This window comes from Nocardiopsis sp. MG754419 (assembly GCF_018207095.1).
Classification (GTDB): Bacteria; Actinomycetota; Actinomycetes; order Streptosporangiales; family Streptosporangiaceae; genus Nocardiopsis.
Window position 1 is genome coordinate 1 of record NZ_QOCZ01000134.1, and the last position, 14,949, is coordinate 14,949.

Genomic DNA, 14,949 nt, shown 5'->3' on the forward strand with positions numbered 1-14,949 from the left:
GGGCCACCTTCCTGTCCGAGCAGGGCAACGGCAACGCCCTGCTCGTGGCCGAGACCGCTCTCAACACGCTCCCCCTCGTCTACGACGTGCCCTTCACCTACCGCGACTTCACCCCGTTGGTCATGTTCGCCCAGGACTCGCGGATGGTCGTGGCCTCTCAGGACGCACCGTACGAGACCTGCACCGACCTGGTCGAGGCCGGGGCGGACCAACCCGTGAAAACGGGCTCCAGCGGCCGGACCGGAGCCGACTCCCTGGTCATCGCGGAGTTCGAACGCAACGGCGGCGCCTTCTCCGTCGTGCCCTACGGATCCACCGGCGAGGTGCTGACCGGACTGATGGGCGGCCAGATCGACGTGGCCCCGGCCAGCGCGGCCTCGGTCAAGCCCTACGTGGAGAGCGGCGACTTCAAGGCGCTGTGCACGCTCACCGAGGAACGCTACGACGACCCCGTCCTGGGCGACGTGCCGACGGCGTTGGAGCAGGACCTGGACGCCCAGGTCACCATGTGGCGCGGCGTTCTGGCCCCCGACGGGATCGCCCCCGTCCAGCGGGACTACTGGATCGACGCGATCCGCGAGGCCATGGACTCCCAGACCTACCAGGACTACATCGAGGAGGACCTGCTCATCCCGGCCGACCTCGCCGGTGAGGAGTTCGAGGAGTTCCTGGACGATCACGACGCGGAGATGCAGGAGGTGTTCCGGTGAGCCCGCACGACCCGCCCCGCACCCCCGACACCGCGACGTCCCCCGACGCCGCCGTTCGGGCCCGCCCCTCGGTCCTGGCCGCCCACGCCGTGCTCTGCGCGGTCGGCACCGTCTTCTTCCTGGGTTCGTTCGCCTACCCGTGGACCACGGTCGAGGACGGCACCGTCGGCCCCGGGGCTCTCCCCCGCGTGGCCGGGCTGGCCCTGGCGCTCATCGGGGCGCTCATGCTCCTCCGCGAGATGCGCACGGGCACGATCCTCGAAGGCGACGGCCACGTCGAGGAGGACTCCGAGCACGCGGCGGAGGAACAGCGCACCGTGCGCCGCAAGCTGATCGTCGTCTCGATCACCATCGTCTGCGCCGGCGCGCTCATCCCCTTCCTCGGCATGCTGCCCACACTGGCCCTGCTCACCCTGTTCCTGACCCTGCGCGTCGAACGCCTGCGTCCGCCCGTCGCGCTCGCCGCCTCCTTCGGCGTCCTCGTCGTGTGCTACCTGCTGTTCGTCGTGCTCCTGAGGGTGCCCCTCCCCCTCGGTGTCTTCGACCCGGCTCTGTGGAGCGCCCCGTGATCGACAACCTCGTCATCGGCTTCAGTGCCGCTCTGACCCCGGAGAACCTGTTCTGGTGCTTCATCGGTGTGCTGCTCGGCACCGTCATCGGCATCCTGCCCGGCCTCGGGTCCGCCACCGGCGTGGCCATCCTGATCCCGGTCACCCTCACCTTCGACCCGCTCACCGCGCTCATCATGCTCGCGGGCATCTACCACGGCTCCCAGTTCGGGGCCACGACCACCGCCATCCTGGTCGCCACGCCCGGTGAGGCCTCCTCCGTGGTCTCGACCTTCGACGGCTACCGGATGGCCCGCGCCGGCCGGGCCGGACCGGCGCTCGCGATCTCCGCGATCGGCTCCTTCACCGCGGCGTTCATCGCGCTCATCGCCCTGACCACGCTCGCGCCGATCTTCGCCGACATCGCGCTGGGCTTCGGCCCGCCCGAGATCCTCGCCGTGATGGCCCTGGGCCTGTGCACCATCATGGTGTTCTCCGGACGCAACCTGCTGCTGGGCGCCGCGCTGGGCCTGGTCGGCGTCCTCATCTCCAGCGTCGGAGTGGACGTCGGTTCGGGCACGCCCCGCTACACGTTCGACCAGGTCGGCCTGTTCGGCGGCCTGCCCTACGTCGAGGTGATGATCGGACTCTTCGCGATCGGCGAGGTCCTCAACCAGCTGCACCGAGGCATGGCCACCCCGATCCGGGCCCGTTTCCGGGACCTGCTCCTGACCCGCGAGGACCTGCGCCGCGCCGCCCCGGCCACGGCGCGCGGCACCCTGGTCGGCTTCATCCTGGGATGTCTGCCCGGCGCGGGCACCACCTTGGCCTCCTTCATGGCCTACGGCGCGGAGAAGCGCTTCTCCAGGAACCGCGACCAGCTGGGCACCGGCGCGATCGAGGGCGTGGTCGCCCCGGACGCCGCCACCAGCTCGGGTTCGAACGCCAACTTCGTACCGACCCTCGTCCTCGGTGTTCCGGGCGGTGCCACCACGGCCGTCCTGCTGGGCGCGTTCCTGGTGTACGGCATCCAGCCGGGACCGCTGCTGTTCGAGAACCAGCCCACCCTGGTCTGGGGGCTGCTGGCGTCGTTCTTCATCGGCAACGCCCTGCTGCTCCTGCTGAACCTGCCGCTCGCCCCGGTCTTCGCCCAGCTCCTGCGGATCAGGTACTCGGTGCTGTACCCGCTCATCATCGTGACCAGCCTGGTCGGCGCCTACTCGATCAAGAACAGCATGCTGAGCGTCTGGATCGTGATCGTGTTCGGGTTCGTGGGCTATGCCATGAAGCGGCTCAACCTGCCCGTGGCCCCGCTCGTGCTGGGCCTGGTCATCGGCCCGCTGTTCGAGACCGCCCTGGTGCAGACCTCGGCGCTCGGTGAGGGCGCGGTCATGCCCCTGCTCGCCTCCAGCGGTACCGCGCTCGCCATCCTCACCCTGGCGCTACTGCTGGTCGTGGGCCCCACCACCGTGCGGTTCGTGCGGTCCCGGAGCCGGCGCGACACCCCGCACGTTCCCCCGCACCAGGACCAGGACACCGACCCCGAGGGCACCGACGCCACCGACGGCGCGACCGACTCCACCCACAAGCCCCAACCGCCAGGAAGGCAGTCATGACCACCTCTCACCAGCACCGCCCCCGCGTCGCCATCACCCTCGGCGACCCGGCGGGGGTCGGTCCCGAACTGATCGCCCGCCTGCTGTCGCGGCCCGAGAACACGGCGGCCGCCGACATCGTGCTCATCTCCGACCCCGACGAACTGCGGTCGGCCGGTGAGGACGCCGGGGTGCCCATCGCCTACGCCGAGGAGGCCGGATCCGGTCTGCCGGTGCTGTACGACAACGGCGCCGCCCGCCCCGCCGGGACGGAGGGCGGTTTCGAGCGCCGCAAGGCCACCGAGGCCGGTGGCCGGTGGGCGCTGGCCAACCTGGCGGTGGCGCTCGACATGGTCCGGGACGGCCGAGTGGACGCGATCCTGTTCGCACCCCTCAACAAGTCCTCCCTGCACCTGGCCGGGATGACCACCAGCGACGAGCTGCGCTGGTTCGAGGAAGTGCTGGGGGTGGAGACCTTCACCTCCGAACTGAACGTGCTGCCCGGTCTGTGGACCGCGCGCGTCACCTCGCACGTGTCCATCGCCGACGTGGACCAGGGCATCACCCGGGAGAACGTGGTGGAGGCGGGTCTGCTGTTGGACCGGGTCCTGCGCGGCTCCGGGCTGAGCGCACCGAGGATCGGGGTGTGCGCCCTCAACCCGCACGCCGGGGAGAACGGGAGTTTCGGCCGGCACGAGATCGACATCATCGCCCCGGCCGTCGCCGACCTGGCCGGCCAGGGTCTGGACATCACGGGTCCGTTCCCCTCGGACACCATCTTCCTGCGCGCGAAGAGCGGTGAGTTCGACGGGATCCTGACCATGTACCACGACCAGGGCCAGATCGCCATGAAGCTGATGGGCTTCGACGGTGGGGTCACCATCGCGGGCGGACTCCCCGTTCCGATCTGCACCCCCGCCCACGGCACCGCCTTCGACGTGGTGGGCAAGGGTGTGGCCAACACCGGTTCGGTCCAGAACGCCTTCGACCTGGCGGTGGGCATCGGCGGCCGGCGTTCCGTGCCCGCCTGATCGTTTCCGAACGCTCCGCCCGTCCCCGTCCTGGGGGCGGGCGGAGTCGTGTGCGCGGGGTCGTGTGGGCGGTGATCGGGGCCGGCTGTGGCCGTACCGATCCCGCCCCGGCGGCTCAGTGGCAGCGCGGGCAGAGACCGGTGAGTTCGAGGGTGTGGTCGATCGCCGCGAAACCGCTCGTGCGCCGAATCCGCTCCACGACCTCCCCGACCTCGGCCACCTCGGTGATCTCCTCCACGGTTCCGCACACACGGCAGAACAGGTGGTGGTGCCGCACCGGTGTCCTGCACCGCCGGTAGAGGCGTTCACCGTCGGGGGAACGGATCGTGTCGAGCACGCCCTCCCGAGACATCCGGTGCACCGTGCGGTAGACGGTGGACAGGCTCGGCGGGGGCGCCGTCGAGGAGGACCGGTTCAGGTCCCGGTGGATCTCGCGGCAGCTGCGGAAGCGTGCGCCGCGCCCGAGGACTCCGAGCACCGCCCCGTCATAGCCGGGTGTCCTGGCCATGTCAGTCGACCACCCGGCACGGGTTCACGGGAGGCACGGGTCCGGCTCGACGCCGGCGTCGCCCTGCGTACACGAGAAGGACTCCTGGGGACACGAGTCGTGCTTGTGGAAATGATTATCAGCACCATAGTAGCCGAGACTCGCCCCGCACACGCCACCCCGTCGCGCGAGAGCACCGCGAGTACGATGTAGAGTATGGGAACGATTTTCATTTCCATTCAGAAGAGGAGCCACGTCGGGGGTGGAGAGCGTGCGCACCGCCTCTCCCGGTCGCCCTGGCCGAAACGACCGCGCCGACCCGCCCGCCCCGACGCCGAGCCCCGGAAAGGCGACCATGTCCACCGGCAGACGCCGTAACGACGACCCACCCCGTCAGCGCGTGTGCGCCGCCCCGTGGGGCGATTCCGACCACGTCGACTACAAGGACACGACCCTGCTCCGCGGATTCGTCTCGGACAAGGGCAAGATCCGCAGCCGCCGTGTCACCCGCGCGAGCGCCCGTCAGCAGAGGCTGATCGCCACGGCGATCGAGAACGCCCGCGAGATGGCCCTGCTGCCCTACCCCTCCTCGACCAAGCAGCACTGACCCACCAGGAAGGAGTCCCCCGTGTCCCGTGTCTGTCAGGTGACCGGCAAGGCGCCCGCGTTCGGCCACACGATCTCCCACTCCCACCGGCGCACCAAGCGTCGCTTCGACCCCAACGTCCAGAACAAGCGCTACTGGCTGCCGAGCGAACGGCGCTTCGTCGCACTGCGCGTGAGCACCAAGGGCATGAAGGTGATCGACGCGCGGGGCATCGAGCGCGTGGTCGCCGAGATGCGCGCACGTGGGGTGAGGGTCTGATGGCCAAGAAGAGCAAGATCGCCCGCAACGAGCAGCGCGAGAAGGTCGTGGCCCGGTACGCCGAACGGCGCGCCGAGCTGAAGCGGCTCATCAAGAGCCCGCACACCGGAGAGGAGGCGCGCGCCGCCGCGGTGGCCGAACTGCGCCGTCAGCCTCGTGACGCGAGCGCCACCCGTGTGCGCAACCGTGACGCCGTGGACGGTCGCCCCCGCGGCCACCTGAGGCGGTTCGGACTCTCCCGGATCCGCTTCCGCGAGATGGCGCACCGTGGAGAGCTCCCGGGGGTCACCAAGTCCAGCTGGTAGCCCTCGGGCTCCAGCGGGGGCCGACCGTTCGCGATCCGGTCGACCCGCGAGTTCCCGGGGCGGGTTCCACACCGCCCCGGGAACCCCTGTTCCTGCGCGCGATCCGAGCACCCTCACGCCCTCACACCCTCACGCGACCGCCGCCACCCCGAACGCGCGTCGTCACGGGCGCGGCGACCCCGCCCACGCCGAGGGCACACCGCCCTCGTCCGCCTCGCCCGGCCGATCCGTGTCCGCGAACACCGCGCGCCCCTGGTCGAGCGTGAGCCGGTGGTCCGCGTCCGCCGCCTCGTCCGGGAAGTGCGTGGCGTGCACGATCGTGGCCTGCCCGCGCAGCGAGTCCAGCACGTGGGCGATCTGTTCCCGCGCCTCGCGGTCCAGCCCGGCGGAGGGCTCGTCCAGCAACAGCAGTTCGGCCTCCTGGGCCAGCCCCTGGGCGATGAGCGCGCGCTGGCGCTGACCACCCGAGATCCGTCCCAACTGGTGACCGGCCAGATCGGCGACACCGACCCTGTCCAACGCCTCGCGCACCACCGCGCGGTCGTGGCGGGTCAGCGGCCTCCAGAGCCCGCGGTGGGCCCAGCGGCCCATGGCCACGGCGTCGCCCACGGTCAGGGGCAGTGTGTCGGAGACCGCACTGCGTTGCACCACGAAGGCGGGCCGGGCGCCGGCGGCGCGCACGACCTCACCGCCGCGCGGCCGGAGCACACCCGCCAGGACCGCGAGCAGGGTGGACTTACCCGCACCGTTGGGTCCGACCAGGGCCGTGATCGCGCCCCGAGGAACGACGGCGTCGACCCCTCGCAGAACGTCCGCCCGCCCGTACCCCGCGTACACGGCCCGCAACTCCGTGTGGATCATCCGCTTCCTCCGCCTTCCGATCACTCGACCCGATGTGCAAACGATAATGGTTATCGTTATAGAGTGTCGCATCATGGAAGCACTGATCGACCCGTTCGGGGTCACCTTCGTCCAGCGAGCGCTGTGGGGAGGCGTCCTCGTCTCCCTCGTCTGCGCGATCGCCGGGACCTGGGTGGTCCTGCGCGGGATGGCGTTCCTCGGGGACGCCATGTCGCACGGCATGCTCCCCGGTGTGGCCTTGGCCGCGTTGCTGGGACAGAGCCTCTTCCTGGGCGCCGCCCTGGCGGCCGGGGCCATGGCGGCGGGGGTGACCCTGCTGAGCCGCTCCCCGCGGTTGTCCCAGGACACCAGCATCGGTCTGCTGTTCGTCGGCATGCTCTCCGTCGGCGTGATCCTGGTGTCCCACTCGTCCACGTTCGCCGTCGACCTGACGGCGTTCCTGTTCGGGGACGTGCTGGCGGTGCGCGAACGCGACCTGCTGCACCTGGGGATCTGCCTGGGGGTGGCCCTGACCATGGCCCTGGTGGGTCACCGCGCCTTCGTGGCGTTGACCTTCGATCCGCGCAAGGCCCACACCCTGGGCCTGGCCCCCCGCGCGGCGCACGCCGCGATGCTCGCCCTGGTCACCCTCGCGGTGGTCGCCTCGTTCCACGTGGTCGGCACCCTTTTGGTGTTCGGGCTGCTCATCGCGCCTCCCGCGGCCGCCGTCCTGTGGGCGCGGAGCGTACCGATGATCATGTGCCTGGCCGCCCTGGTCGGGGTCGCCTCGACCTTCGTGGGGTTGCTGGCCTCCTGGCACTGGGAGACGGCGGCCGGGGCGAGCATCGCCGCGACCGCGGTGGCGTTCTTCTTCGTCTCGGTCGCGCTCTCGGCCCTGCGCTCGCGGATCGGACGCCGAGAGCATCCCCTCACCCCCACCCACCCCCGACTCGAAGAGAGGTCGATGACCCCGTGAGAACCGTGCCGATCACGATGGCCGGAGCCGCCGGGCTGTGCGCCCTGCTCCTGGCCGGCTGTTCCGGAGCCCCGACGACGGAGGGCGCGCCCGAGACCGAGGAGACGCCCCACGGCTACGTCGAGGGCGCCGAGGAGACCGCCGAACCACAGTCCCGCCTGGTCCTGGCCGACACCACCGGCGGTGAGGTGCGCCTGCTGGACCTCATCACCGAGGAGGTGACCGAACTCGGCGACGTCCCGGGAGTGGACGGCATCGCCGGGGACGGACGATTCGCGTACCTCCACTCATCCGGTGATGGGACGACGGACGTCATCGACACCGGTGTGTGGACCGTGGATCACGGAGACCACTACCACTACTACCGGACCGACACCGGACACGTCGGCGCCTTGGACGGATCGACCGCGCCCGGGGTGGTCACCGACACCGCCCTGACCTCGGTCACCGGCGCCGAGGGCTCCTCCCTGCTCCTGGACCGGGCGGGCCTGGAGGACGGATCGGTCTCCAGCCTGGACCTGCTCCCCGAGCCGACGACGACCGCACTTCCCTTCGCCGGGGGTCTGGTGTCCGTCGACGCCGACGGCACGGTCGGTGTCGTGGAACGCGATGGAGAGCCCGGCCCCACCATGGAGGAGCGTTGCGAGGACCCCCGGGGCGCGGCGGTCACGCGCCGCGGTCTGGTCGTGGGCTGCGCGGAGGGCGCCCTCCACGTCACCGAGGTGGACGACGCCCTCGACGCCGAGACACTCCCCTACCCGGGCTCCGGGCGCGTGGAGTCCTTCCAGCATCGACCCGGCTCCGCCGTGCTCGCGGCGCTGTCCACCGACGGCGACGCCTGGGTCCTGGACCTGGCGGAGACCGCATGGCGCACCCTCGACCTCGACGACGCGGTCGCGGTGACCGCGGTCGGCGAAGGCGCACCGGTGCTGGCACTGGACGGCGAGGGCACACTGCACTCCCTCGATCCGGACAGCGGTGAGCAGACGACGCAGGCTCCGCTGGTGGAGAGCCTGGACCCCCAAGCCCCGCCCGCGCTCCAGGTGGACACCGCCCGCGCCTACGTCAACGACGCCGAGGCCGGCCTGGTCCACGAGATCGACTACAACGACGACCTGCGCGTGGCACGCGTCTTCGAGCTGGACATCGCGCCGCACCTGATGATCGAGACGGGACGGTGAGCGCCGTGTCCACTCGTCGTCCACGCGGCCCACGCGCCCTCGCCGCGCTCACGGCCACCGGTCTCGTCTGCGCTCTGGCCGCCTGTTCCCCCGGCGACGGCGGCGCGGGGGTGGTGGTGACCACCAACATCCTCGGGGACCTCACCCGGGAGATCGTCGGCGAGGAGGCCGAGGTCACGGTGCTGATGAAACCCAACGCCGACCCCCACTCGTTCGGGATCTCCGCCCAGGAGGCGGCGACCCTGGAGAACGCCGACCTGGTCGTGCACAACGGCCTCGGTCTGGAGGAGGGCATCGCCCGCAACGTCGCCACCGCGGCGGAGGCGGGGGTGCCGGCACTGGAGGTCGGCGCGCACGTCGACCCCCTGCCCTACACCTCCGACGAGAGCGAGGGCGAGCCCGACCCGCACTTTTGGACCGACCCCGCTCGTGTCCTCATGGCGGTGGACCTGATCACCGAGCACGTGGTCGAGGAGGTCGCGGGGGTGGACCCCGACACGGTCCGCGCCAACGCCGAGGCCTACGGCGACAGGGTCGTCGAACTCGACACGTGGATGGCCGAGGAGTTCGCGGCCCTGCCCGCGGAGAACCGCAGGCTGGTGACCAACCACCACGTCTTCGGCTATCTCGCCGAGCGCTACGACTTCGAGGTCATCGGGGCGGTGGTCCCCAGCGGCACCACCCTGGCCTCTCCCAGCACCTCCGACCTCAAGGACCTCTCCGACGCCGTCGCCGAGGCCGGTGTCTCGGCGGTCTTCGCCGACTCCTCCCAACCCGACCGCCTGGCCACCGTGATGGCCGAGGAGGCGGGGGTGGAGATCGAGGTCGTCCCACTCTTCTCCGAGTCCCTCAGTGAGGAGGGCGAGGGCGCCGCCACCTACCTGGAGATGATGCGCGCCAACACCGAAGCCATCGCCGCCGGACTCGACGGCGACTGACCCGGACCACGGGTCCCCCACGCCGTGGACCCCCTACCACGGCGGAACTTCCCGCATCACGAACCGAAAGAGGATCATGCGTACACCCCATCACCCGCACCGGGCCGCCGCGCTGCCCGTCCTGCTCTCCGCGGGGCTGTTGTTGACCGCCTGCGGCACCGACGGCGACGCCGACGAGGCCGGCGCCGAACAGTCCGACGCGAGCGCCGTCGCGGTGAACGAGCCCATCGTGACCACCTACGACGGTGGCCTCTACCTCCTGGACGGAGAGACCCTTGAGGTGATCGAGGATCTCGATCTGGAGGGCTTCAACCGGCTGAACCCGGCCGGGGACGAGCGGCACGTGTTCGTCTCCACCTCCGAGGGCTTCCAGGTCCTGGACGCGGCGGGCGCGGAACTGACCGACACCGTCTTCGCCGCCGACACCCCCGGGCACGTGGTCCGACACGCGGGCCGCACCGTGCTGTTCGCCGACGGCACCGGTGAGGTGACCGCCTTCGACACCGACGCGCTCGGCGACGGCGTGCCCGAGGACCTGGACGTGTACACCACCGAGGAGGCCCACCACGGCGTGGCCGTCGAACTCGGCAACGGCGAACTGCTCGTCACCCTCGGCGACGAGGAGGAACGTGTGGGCGCGGTCGTTCTCGACGAGGACCGTGAGGAGATCGCCCGCAGCGAGGAGTGCCCCGGCGTGCACGGGGAGACCACCGCCGAGGGCGAGGCCGTCGTCATCGGGTGTCAGGACGGCGTCCTCGTCTACCAGGACGGCGCGTTCACCAAGGCGGACAGCGAGGACGACTACGGGCGGATCGGCAACCAGGCCGGGTCCGACGACTCCCCCATCGTCCTGGGCGACTACAAGACCGACCCGGACGCGGAGTTGGAGCGCCCCGAACAGGTCGCCCTCGTCGACACCTCCGACGCCTCCATGACCCTGGTCGAGCTGCCCTCCAGTTACACCTTCCGCTCCCTGGGGCGCGGCCCGGAGGGCGAGGCGCTGGTGCTGGGCACCGACGGCGCACTGCACGTGATCGACCCGGAGACGGCCGAGATCACCGACAGCATCGCGCTGATGGACGCCTGGGAGGAGCCGCTGGAGTGGCAGTCGCCCCGTCCCGCCCTGTTCGTGCGCGGAGGCACCGCGTACGTGACCGACACCGCCACCGACCAGGTGCACGCCGTGGACCTGTCCAGTGGTGAGGTCACCGGCTCGGTGACGTTGGAGGAGACGCCCAACGAGCTGAGCGGGGTCGCGCACTAGCGCGGGCCCTCCGGCCGGTCCGCCCGTACGGCGGACCGGCCGTCACCTCCCGACCCGCGGCCGTGTCCGCCGAACGCCCGACCGGGGCGCCGGTGGGCACGGCCCTTCGGCGTCCGGAGCACGGCTCTCGGCCCTCTTCTCGGGACGAGGGTCGCCCTCGGCGAGGGCGGTGCCGCGCCGGTCCCGACCGTGCGCCGCACCGTTCGGCGGGGGTGAGCGGCCCGGCTGTTCGACGTCTCCACCATCGGCGCCCACCGACATGTCCACGGACCCGGTCAGGGCCGCTGCTCGTGCGGGTACGACGTCGAGCCGGCGCGGGAGACCACCCACGGCCGTGTCTAGGGCACCGGGACCGCACCCCCGCCCGCACCGCGCACCATGGTGTGCAGGGTGGGCCCCTCGGGCATCGGGACCTCGGCGGCGTCGCGGAATCCGAAGCGCGCGTAGAACGGCAGGTTCTCCGCCTTGCTGGACTCCAGGAAGACGGGGGTGCCGTCGGCGTCGGCCCGGTCCAACCCCTGACGCAACAGAGCCACCCCCGCGCCGGCGCCCCGCACGTCGGGGTCGGTGCCCAGTTCCGCAAGGTACCAATGGGGTGTGCGCGGGGTGTGCTCCGCGAGCCGTGCCATGCCCTGGAGCACGGTGGGCAACATGCGGGCACCGAAGAGCGCGGCCAGATGCGGGGCGGCGCGCAGGGCCGCCGTTGCGGTCGAGGAGTGCGGGCTCCCCCACAGGGCGGCTCCCACCACACGTCCGTCGAGCACGGCCACGTCGACCCGCCCGTGGGGAAGGTACTCGAACCCCGCCTCGATCGCGTACAGCCGCCGGGCCCGCCGCCGGCGCTCCCGCGGGTCGGGGAACATCCACGTCACGAACGGGTCCCCCTCGAAGGCGCGCCCCAGCACCCGGGAGATCGCGGTCACGTCCCTGCGTCCGGCGGCTCGGATCGCGGCCTTCCCCGGTCCTTCTCCCATGGCTCCCCCTTCATATACCGTCCAGACGGTACAGTACCGCACGTGGACTCGGTGGCACGTCCTCCACACCGTCTCCGACCGATCCCACCCGTCGCGCGCGGGGCCGTCCGTGGCCGCACACCGCGCGGGACGAACCGTGAGACGCCGGTGGAGGCTCCGGCGGACGCCGCGCTCGGGGCGGGCCCCACAGGGGGCGGAGGCCGACGAGCGACGATGGGCGTGGCCGATCCCTTCCACACCGGAACACCCCACCACGACGCCGCCCCCGGAGCCGGCTGCGCGGCTCCGGGGGCGGGGCGTCGGTCACCCCGCCTCGACGGGTACGGGGTCGACCGATCCGGGCTCAGGGCACGCGATGACCGGCGGCGCGGGTCAGTTCGTACCACTCGGGGCGGGTCAGGGCCAGATCCGACCCCTGGGCCGCACCGGTCACCCGTTCGGGGGTGGTGGTGCCGAGCACGACCTGCATGCGTGCCGGATGCCGCGTGATCCACGCCGTGGCCACCGCGATGGGCGGCACGTCGTAACGGGCGGCGAGACGGTCGATGACCGCGTTGAGCTCGTCGTACTTGTGCGAGCCCAGGAACACGCCGTCGAAGAAACCCGCCTGGAACGGCGACCAGGCCTGCACGGTGATGTCGTGCAGTCGGGCGTGGTCGAGGACACCACCGGCGTCGAGCGTGACCGACTGCGGCTCACCGACCATGTTCGAGGCCAGCCCCTGGGTGATGATCGGGGCGTGGGTCAGCGACAGTTGGAGCTGGTTCACCACGATCGGCTGACGCACGTGGCGGCGCAGCAGGTCGATCTGACGAGGCGTGTGGTTGGACACCCCGAACGCCCGCACCTTCCCGGCCGACTCCAGGTGGTCGAAGGCCCGGGCGACCTCCTCGGGTTCGACGAGCGCGTCGGGGCGGTGCAGCAGGAGGATGTCGACGCGGTCGGTGTCCAGGGCGCGCAGCGAACCCTCGACGGAGGCCACGATGTGCTCGTAGGAGTGGTCGTAGTAGGGCCCGTCGGGGACGATGCCCGCCTTGGTCTGAATGGTGACGGCGTCGCGTTCGGCGGGGGTCAGCCGCATCGCCTCGGCGAAACGGCGTTCGCACGCGTGGGTCGTGGGTCCGTAGATGTCGGCGTGGTCCACGAAGTCGACGCCCGCGTCGCGAGCGGTGCGCACCAGTGCGCGGACCTCGTCGTCGGACTTGTCGGCGATGCGCATCAGGCCGAGCACGACGTTGGGGGCGGAGATGTCCGTCCCGGGGAGAGTGAACGTCTTCACTGGGGTTCCTTCCGATCAGGCGCTCACGTTAGGGGGCGTCCCGCCGGAAGTCCAGCGTGGTCGAGCATCGGCCGTCCACGGAAGGGCGGTGGTCCCCTCCGCCCGCCGGCCGAGGAACCCGGGCCGACCCGGCCCCGCCGTCCATCAGGGCCGGGTCCTTGGGTCTCCGGGGCTCCTACACGGTGGGGTCGTGGCTGATGCTGCTGCCGGTGTCCTCGTTGTACCCGCCCCCGCCCCCGCCGCCGGGCTCGTTCGAGGGACCGCAGGCGCTCAGGGCGAGCACGAGCGCGGCCGCGATGGCGGCGATGGCCGTGACGATCCTGGTGGTCATGGGGTCCTCCGTGTCCGTGCTCGGTTCCGTGCCCCGCGCTCGCGGCCGAGGCCGCCGTCGCGCTCAAGGGCCTCTCTTGTCGATGACGTCGCGAGCCCGGCCGGGGGTTGCGTCGGGGCGAGGACACGCGGGTCGGGGCGGATCGCGGGGGACCTCGCGCGAGAGGCACGACGGCCGTCACCGGGCAACGGGCCACCCCGGTCCGTCCGAGAGGGGAACGTGCGCCCGGGGATCCCGGACCGGCGCGTTCACTCCGCCGGTGCGCACGCGGGGCCGTCCCGCCAGAGGGTGTCGGCGGACCCGGCGGCGAAGTGTTCCTCGTACAGCGCGACCTTGAACCGGATGACGTCGAGGGAGTCCCGGAGTTCCCTCGCGCGTCGCTCCACGCGAGCCTGGTGACCGCGGAGGAGTTCGAGTCGCTCCGCCTCGGTGCCCGCGCCCTGGCGGACCAGTTCGGCGTACCGACGGATGTCGGGCAACGGCATGTCCGAGGAACGCAGTCGAGCGCACACCTGCAGCCAGCCGACCTCCTTCTCACCGAACACCCGTCGCCCGGCCGTGTCACGTCGGATCGGTTCGACGAACAGCCCCTCGCGTTCGTAGAAACGCAACGTGTGCGCCGACAGGCCGGTCCGTTCGCTCACCCTGCCGATGGACATCGACTGCTCCGCTGTGGCTCCCATGTCCGGAGTATAGGAGCTTGACCTCGAGTCGACTCGAACTCCTACCGTCGGTGCCACGCGACGACGAAAGGCGCACTCATGAGCGGCACATGGTTCATCACCGGCACCTCCTCGGGCTTCGGTCGGCTGCTCACGGAGCAGCTCCTCGACCGCGGTGACCGGGTCGCGGCGACGCTCCGCCGCCCCGAGGTCCTCGACGACCTGCGGGTCGCGCACGGCGATCGGCTCTGGGTGGAACGCCTGGACGTGACCGACGCCGACCGCACGCGCGAGGTCGTGGACCGGGCCTTCGCCGATCTCGGCACGATCGACGTGATCGTCAACAACGCCGGTTTCGGTGTCTTCTCCGCCGTGGAGGAGGCCACGGACGCACAGATCCGCTCCGTGATCGACACCAACCTGCTCGGCTCGATGTACGTGATCCGCGCGGCCCTGCCCCATCTGCGCGCCCAGGGTCACGGGCGCATCCTGCAGGTGTCCACGGCCGGTGGTCAGACCACCTACCCGAACTTCTCCTTCTACCACGCCTCGAAATGGGGGATCGAGGGGTTCTGCGAGGCCGTCGCGGCCGAGATCGCGCCGTTCGGCATCGACCTCACCATCGTCCAGCCCGGGGCCACCCCCACCGGTTTCGGCGGCGCGCTGGTGTCCGGACCGGTCATGGCGGAGTACGACGCCGGACCGGCCGGGGACGTGCGACGTTCCCTCGCGGACGGGTCGTTCACGCTGGCCAACGACCCGGTGAGGATCTGCCGGGCGATGATCGACATGGTCGACGGCGGCACCGCGCCACTGCGTCTGCCCCTGGGTTCCGACACCTATGAACACGTGCGCCGGGCCCTGGCCGCGCGTCTGGAGGAACACGAGGCCCACAAGGACGTGGCCCTGTCGGTGGTACGCGAGGATGTGGCCGACTCGGCGTGACGACGAGCGGCGGTGGCC

The 14,949-nt window shown here is 71.3% G+C and carries 18 protein-coding genes; 12 read left to right on the forward strand and 6 right to left on the reverse strand.

Annotation, left to right across the window (positions count from 1 at the left end):
- The 4 genes from DSY14_RS21550 to DSY14_RS21565 form a co-directional block, all read left to right on the forward strand.
- Positions 1 to 710 (forward strand): tripartite tricarboxylate transporter substrate binding protein (locus DSY14_RS21550; protein ID WP_211718427.1); only part of this gene is annotated, 710 nt, incomplete at its 5' end.
- Entirely contained in the window at positions 707 to 1,279 is a 573-nt protein-coding gene (locus tag DSY14_RS21555) for a tripartite tricarboxylate transporter TctB family protein (protein WP_211718428.1), read from the forward strand. The genes DSY14_RS21550 and DSY14_RS21555, both read left to right, overlap by 4 nt.
- Positions 1,276 to 2,874, forward strand: a complete 1,599-nt coding sequence (locus DSY14_RS21560) for a tripartite tricarboxylate transporter permease (protein WP_307851299.1) — start codon at positions 1,276 to 1,278, stop codon at positions 2,872 to 2,874. Before DSY14_RS21555 ends, DSY14_RS21560 begins: the two co-directional genes overlap by 4 nt.
- A complete protein-coding gene (locus DSY14_RS21565) occupies positions 2,871 to 3,884 on the forward strand; it encodes a 4-hydroxythreonine-4-phosphate dehydrogenase PdxA (RefSeq protein ID WP_211718430.1) in 1,014 nt (337 codons plus the stop codon). The genes DSY14_RS21560 and DSY14_RS21565 overlap by 4 nt, the downstream gene beginning before the upstream one ends.
- A 115-nt stretch (positions 3,885 to 3,999) precedes the next feature.
- On the opposite strand, the gene DSY14_RS21570 is transcribed toward DSY14_RS21565, so the two are convergent.
- The gene (locus DSY14_RS21570; protein WP_211718431.1) at positions 4,000 to 4,392 is read right to left on the reverse strand and encodes a Fur family transcriptional regulator; all 393 of its coding nucleotides are present in this window, start codon (positions 4,390 to 4,392) and stop codon (positions 4,000 to 4,002) included.
- Positions 4,393 to 4,726: 334 nt separating this feature from the next.
- Between DSY14_RS21570 and rpsR the strand changes: the two genes are divergently transcribed.
- Genes rpsR through rpsN form a run of 3 tightly spaced genes read left to right on the forward strand, consistent with a single transcriptional unit; the run spans position 4,727 to position 5,541 of the window.
- Positions 4,727 to 4,978, forward strand: a complete 252-nt coding sequence (gene rpsR, locus DSY14_RS21575) for a 30S ribosomal protein S18 (protein WP_211718432.1) — start codon at positions 4,727 to 4,729, stop codon at positions 4,976 to 4,978.
- A 21-nt stretch (positions 4,979 to 4,999) separates the two neighbouring features.
- A complete protein-coding gene (gene rpmB / locus DSY14_RS21580) occupies positions 5,000 to 5,236 on the forward strand; it encodes a 50S ribosomal protein L28 (RefSeq protein WP_211718433.1) in 237 nt (78 codons plus the stop codon).
- Positions 5,236 to 5,541 (forward strand): 30S ribosomal protein S14, encoded by a 306-nt coding sequence (gene rpsN / locus DSY14_RS21585; RefSeq protein WP_211718434.1) that lies wholly within the window; start codon positions 5,236 to 5,238, stop codon positions 5,539 to 5,541. The genes rpmB and rpsN overlap by 1 nt, the downstream gene beginning before the upstream one ends.
- A gap of 162 nt (positions 5,542 to 5,703) precedes the next feature.
- On the opposite strand, the gene aztA is transcribed toward rpsN, so the two are convergent.
- The gene (gene aztA, locus DSY14_RS21590) at positions 5,704 to 6,402 is read right to left on the reverse strand and encodes a zinc ABC transporter ATP-binding protein AztA (RefSeq protein WP_211718435.1); all 699 of its coding nucleotides are present in this window, start codon (positions 6,400 to 6,402) and stop codon (positions 5,704 to 5,706) included.
- 73 nt (positions 6,403 to 6,475) lie between these two features.
- Between aztA and aztB the strand changes: the two genes are divergently transcribed.
- From aztB to aztD, 4 genes are all read left to right on the forward strand, one after another.
- Complete coding sequence (gene aztB / locus DSY14_RS21595; protein WP_211718436.1) at positions 6,476 to 7,357, forward strand: zinc ABC transporter permease AztB; 882 nt, start codon at positions 6,476 to 6,478, stop codon at positions 7,355 to 7,357.
- Between the two features lie 17 nt (positions 7,358 to 7,374).
- Positions 7,375 to 8,538 (forward strand): ABC transporter, encoded by a 1,164-nt coding sequence (locus DSY14_RS21600; protein ID WP_211718443.1) that lies wholly within the window; start codon positions 7,375 to 7,377, stop codon positions 8,536 to 8,538.
- Positions 8,539 to 8,543: 5 nt separating this feature from the next.
- Complete coding sequence (aztC, locus tag DSY14_RS21605; RefSeq protein WP_374224039.1) at positions 8,544 to 9,476, forward strand: zinc ABC transporter substrate-binding protein AztC; 933 nt, start codon at positions 8,544 to 8,546, stop codon at positions 9,474 to 9,476.
- 76 nt (positions 9,477 to 9,552) lie between these two features.
- Entirely contained in the window at positions 9,553 to 10,740 is a 1,188-nt protein-coding gene (gene aztD / locus DSY14_RS21610; RefSeq protein WP_211718438.1) for a zinc metallochaperone AztD, read from the forward strand.
- A 338-nt stretch (positions 10,741 to 11,078) separates the two neighbouring features.
- Here aztD and DSY14_RS21615 read toward each other — a convergent pair whose 3' ends face one another.
- From DSY14_RS21615 to DSY14_RS21630, 4 genes are all read right to left on the reverse strand, one after another.
- The gene (locus DSY14_RS21615) at positions 11,079 to 11,714 is read right to left on the reverse strand and encodes a GNAT family N-acetyltransferase (protein ID WP_211718439.1); all 636 of its coding nucleotides are present in this window, start codon (positions 11,712 to 11,714) and stop codon (positions 11,079 to 11,081) included.
- Between the two features lie 343 nt (positions 11,715 to 12,057).
- Positions 12,058 to 12,993: an aldo/keto reductase family oxidoreductase gene (locus DSY14_RS21620; protein ID WP_211718440.1), complete on the reverse strand. Its 936-nt coding sequence runs from the start codon at positions 12,991 to 12,993 to the stop codon at positions 12,058 to 12,060.
- 175 nt (positions 12,994 to 13,168) lie between these two features.
- A complete protein-coding gene (locus DSY14_RS21625; protein ID WP_211718441.1) occupies positions 13,169 to 13,324 on the reverse strand; it encodes a hypothetical protein in 156 nt (51 codons plus the stop codon).
- 248 nt (positions 13,325 to 13,572) lie between these two features.
- On the reverse strand, positions 13,573 to 14,007 hold the full coding sequence (locus tag DSY14_RS21630) for a MerR family transcriptional regulator (RefSeq protein WP_249188244.1): 435 nt from the start codon (positions 14,005 to 14,007) through the stop codon (positions 13,573 to 13,575).
- 78 nt (positions 14,008 to 14,085) lie between these two features.
- Here DSY14_RS21630 and DSY14_RS21635 point away from each other — a divergent pair, with 78 nt between their 5' ends.
- Positions 14,086 to 14,931, forward strand: coding sequence for an SDR family oxidoreductase (locus tag DSY14_RS21635; RefSeq protein WP_211718442.1), 846 nt, complete (start codon positions 14,086 to 14,088; stop codon positions 14,929 to 14,931).
- Positions 14,932 to 14,949 lie beyond the last annotated feature (18 nt).

Excerpts from the sequence above, each read along its gene's own strand:
- aztD (WP_211718438.1), top strand. The coding sequence starts at position 9,553 with ATGCGTACACCCCATCACCCGCACCGGGCCGCCGCGCTGCCCGTCCTG.
- DSY14_RS21570 (WP_211718431.1), bottom strand. The coding sequence starts at position 4,392 with ATGGCCAGGACACCCGGCTATGACGGGGCGGTGCTCGGAGTCCTCGGG.
- aztB (WP_211718436.1), top strand. The coding sequence starts at position 6,476 with ATGGAAGCACTGATCGACCCGTTCGGGGTCACCTTCGTCCAGCGAGCG.
- rpsN (WP_211718434.1), top strand. The coding sequence starts at position 5,236 with ATGGCCAAGAAGAGCAAGATCGCCCGCAACGAGCAGCGCGAGAAGGTC.
- DSY14_RS21625 (WP_211718441.1), bottom strand. The coding sequence starts at position 13,324 with ATGACCACCAGGATCGTCACGGCCATCGCCGCCATCGCGGCCGCGCTC.
- DSY14_RS21615 (WP_211718439.1), bottom strand. The coding sequence starts at position 11,714 with ATGGGAGAAGGACCGGGGAAGGCCGCGATCCGAGCCGCCGGACGCAGG.
- DSY14_RS21565 (WP_211718430.1), top strand. The coding sequence starts at position 2,871 with ATGACCACCTCTCACCAGCACCGCCCCCGCGTCGCCATCACCCTCGGC.
- DSY14_RS21600 (WP_211718443.1), top strand. The coding sequence starts at position 7,375 with ATGGCCGGAGCCGCCGGGCTGTGCGCCCTGCTCCTGGCCGGCTGTTCC.
- DSY14_RS21630 (WP_249188244.1), bottom strand. The coding sequence starts at position 14,007 with ATGGGAGCCACAGCGGAGCAGTCGATGTCCATCGGCAGGGTGAGCGAA.
- aztA (WP_211718435.1), bottom strand. The coding sequence starts at position 6,402 with ATGATCCACACGGAGTTGCGGGCCGTGTACGCGGGGTACGGGCGGGCG.
- rpsR (WP_211718432.1), top strand. The coding sequence starts at position 4,727 with ATGTCCACCGGCAGACGCCGTAACGACGACCCACCCCGTCAGCGCGTG.
- DSY14_RS21635 (WP_211718442.1), top strand. The coding sequence starts at position 14,086 with ATGAGCGGCACATGGTTCATCACCGGCACCTCCTCGGGCTTCGGTCGG.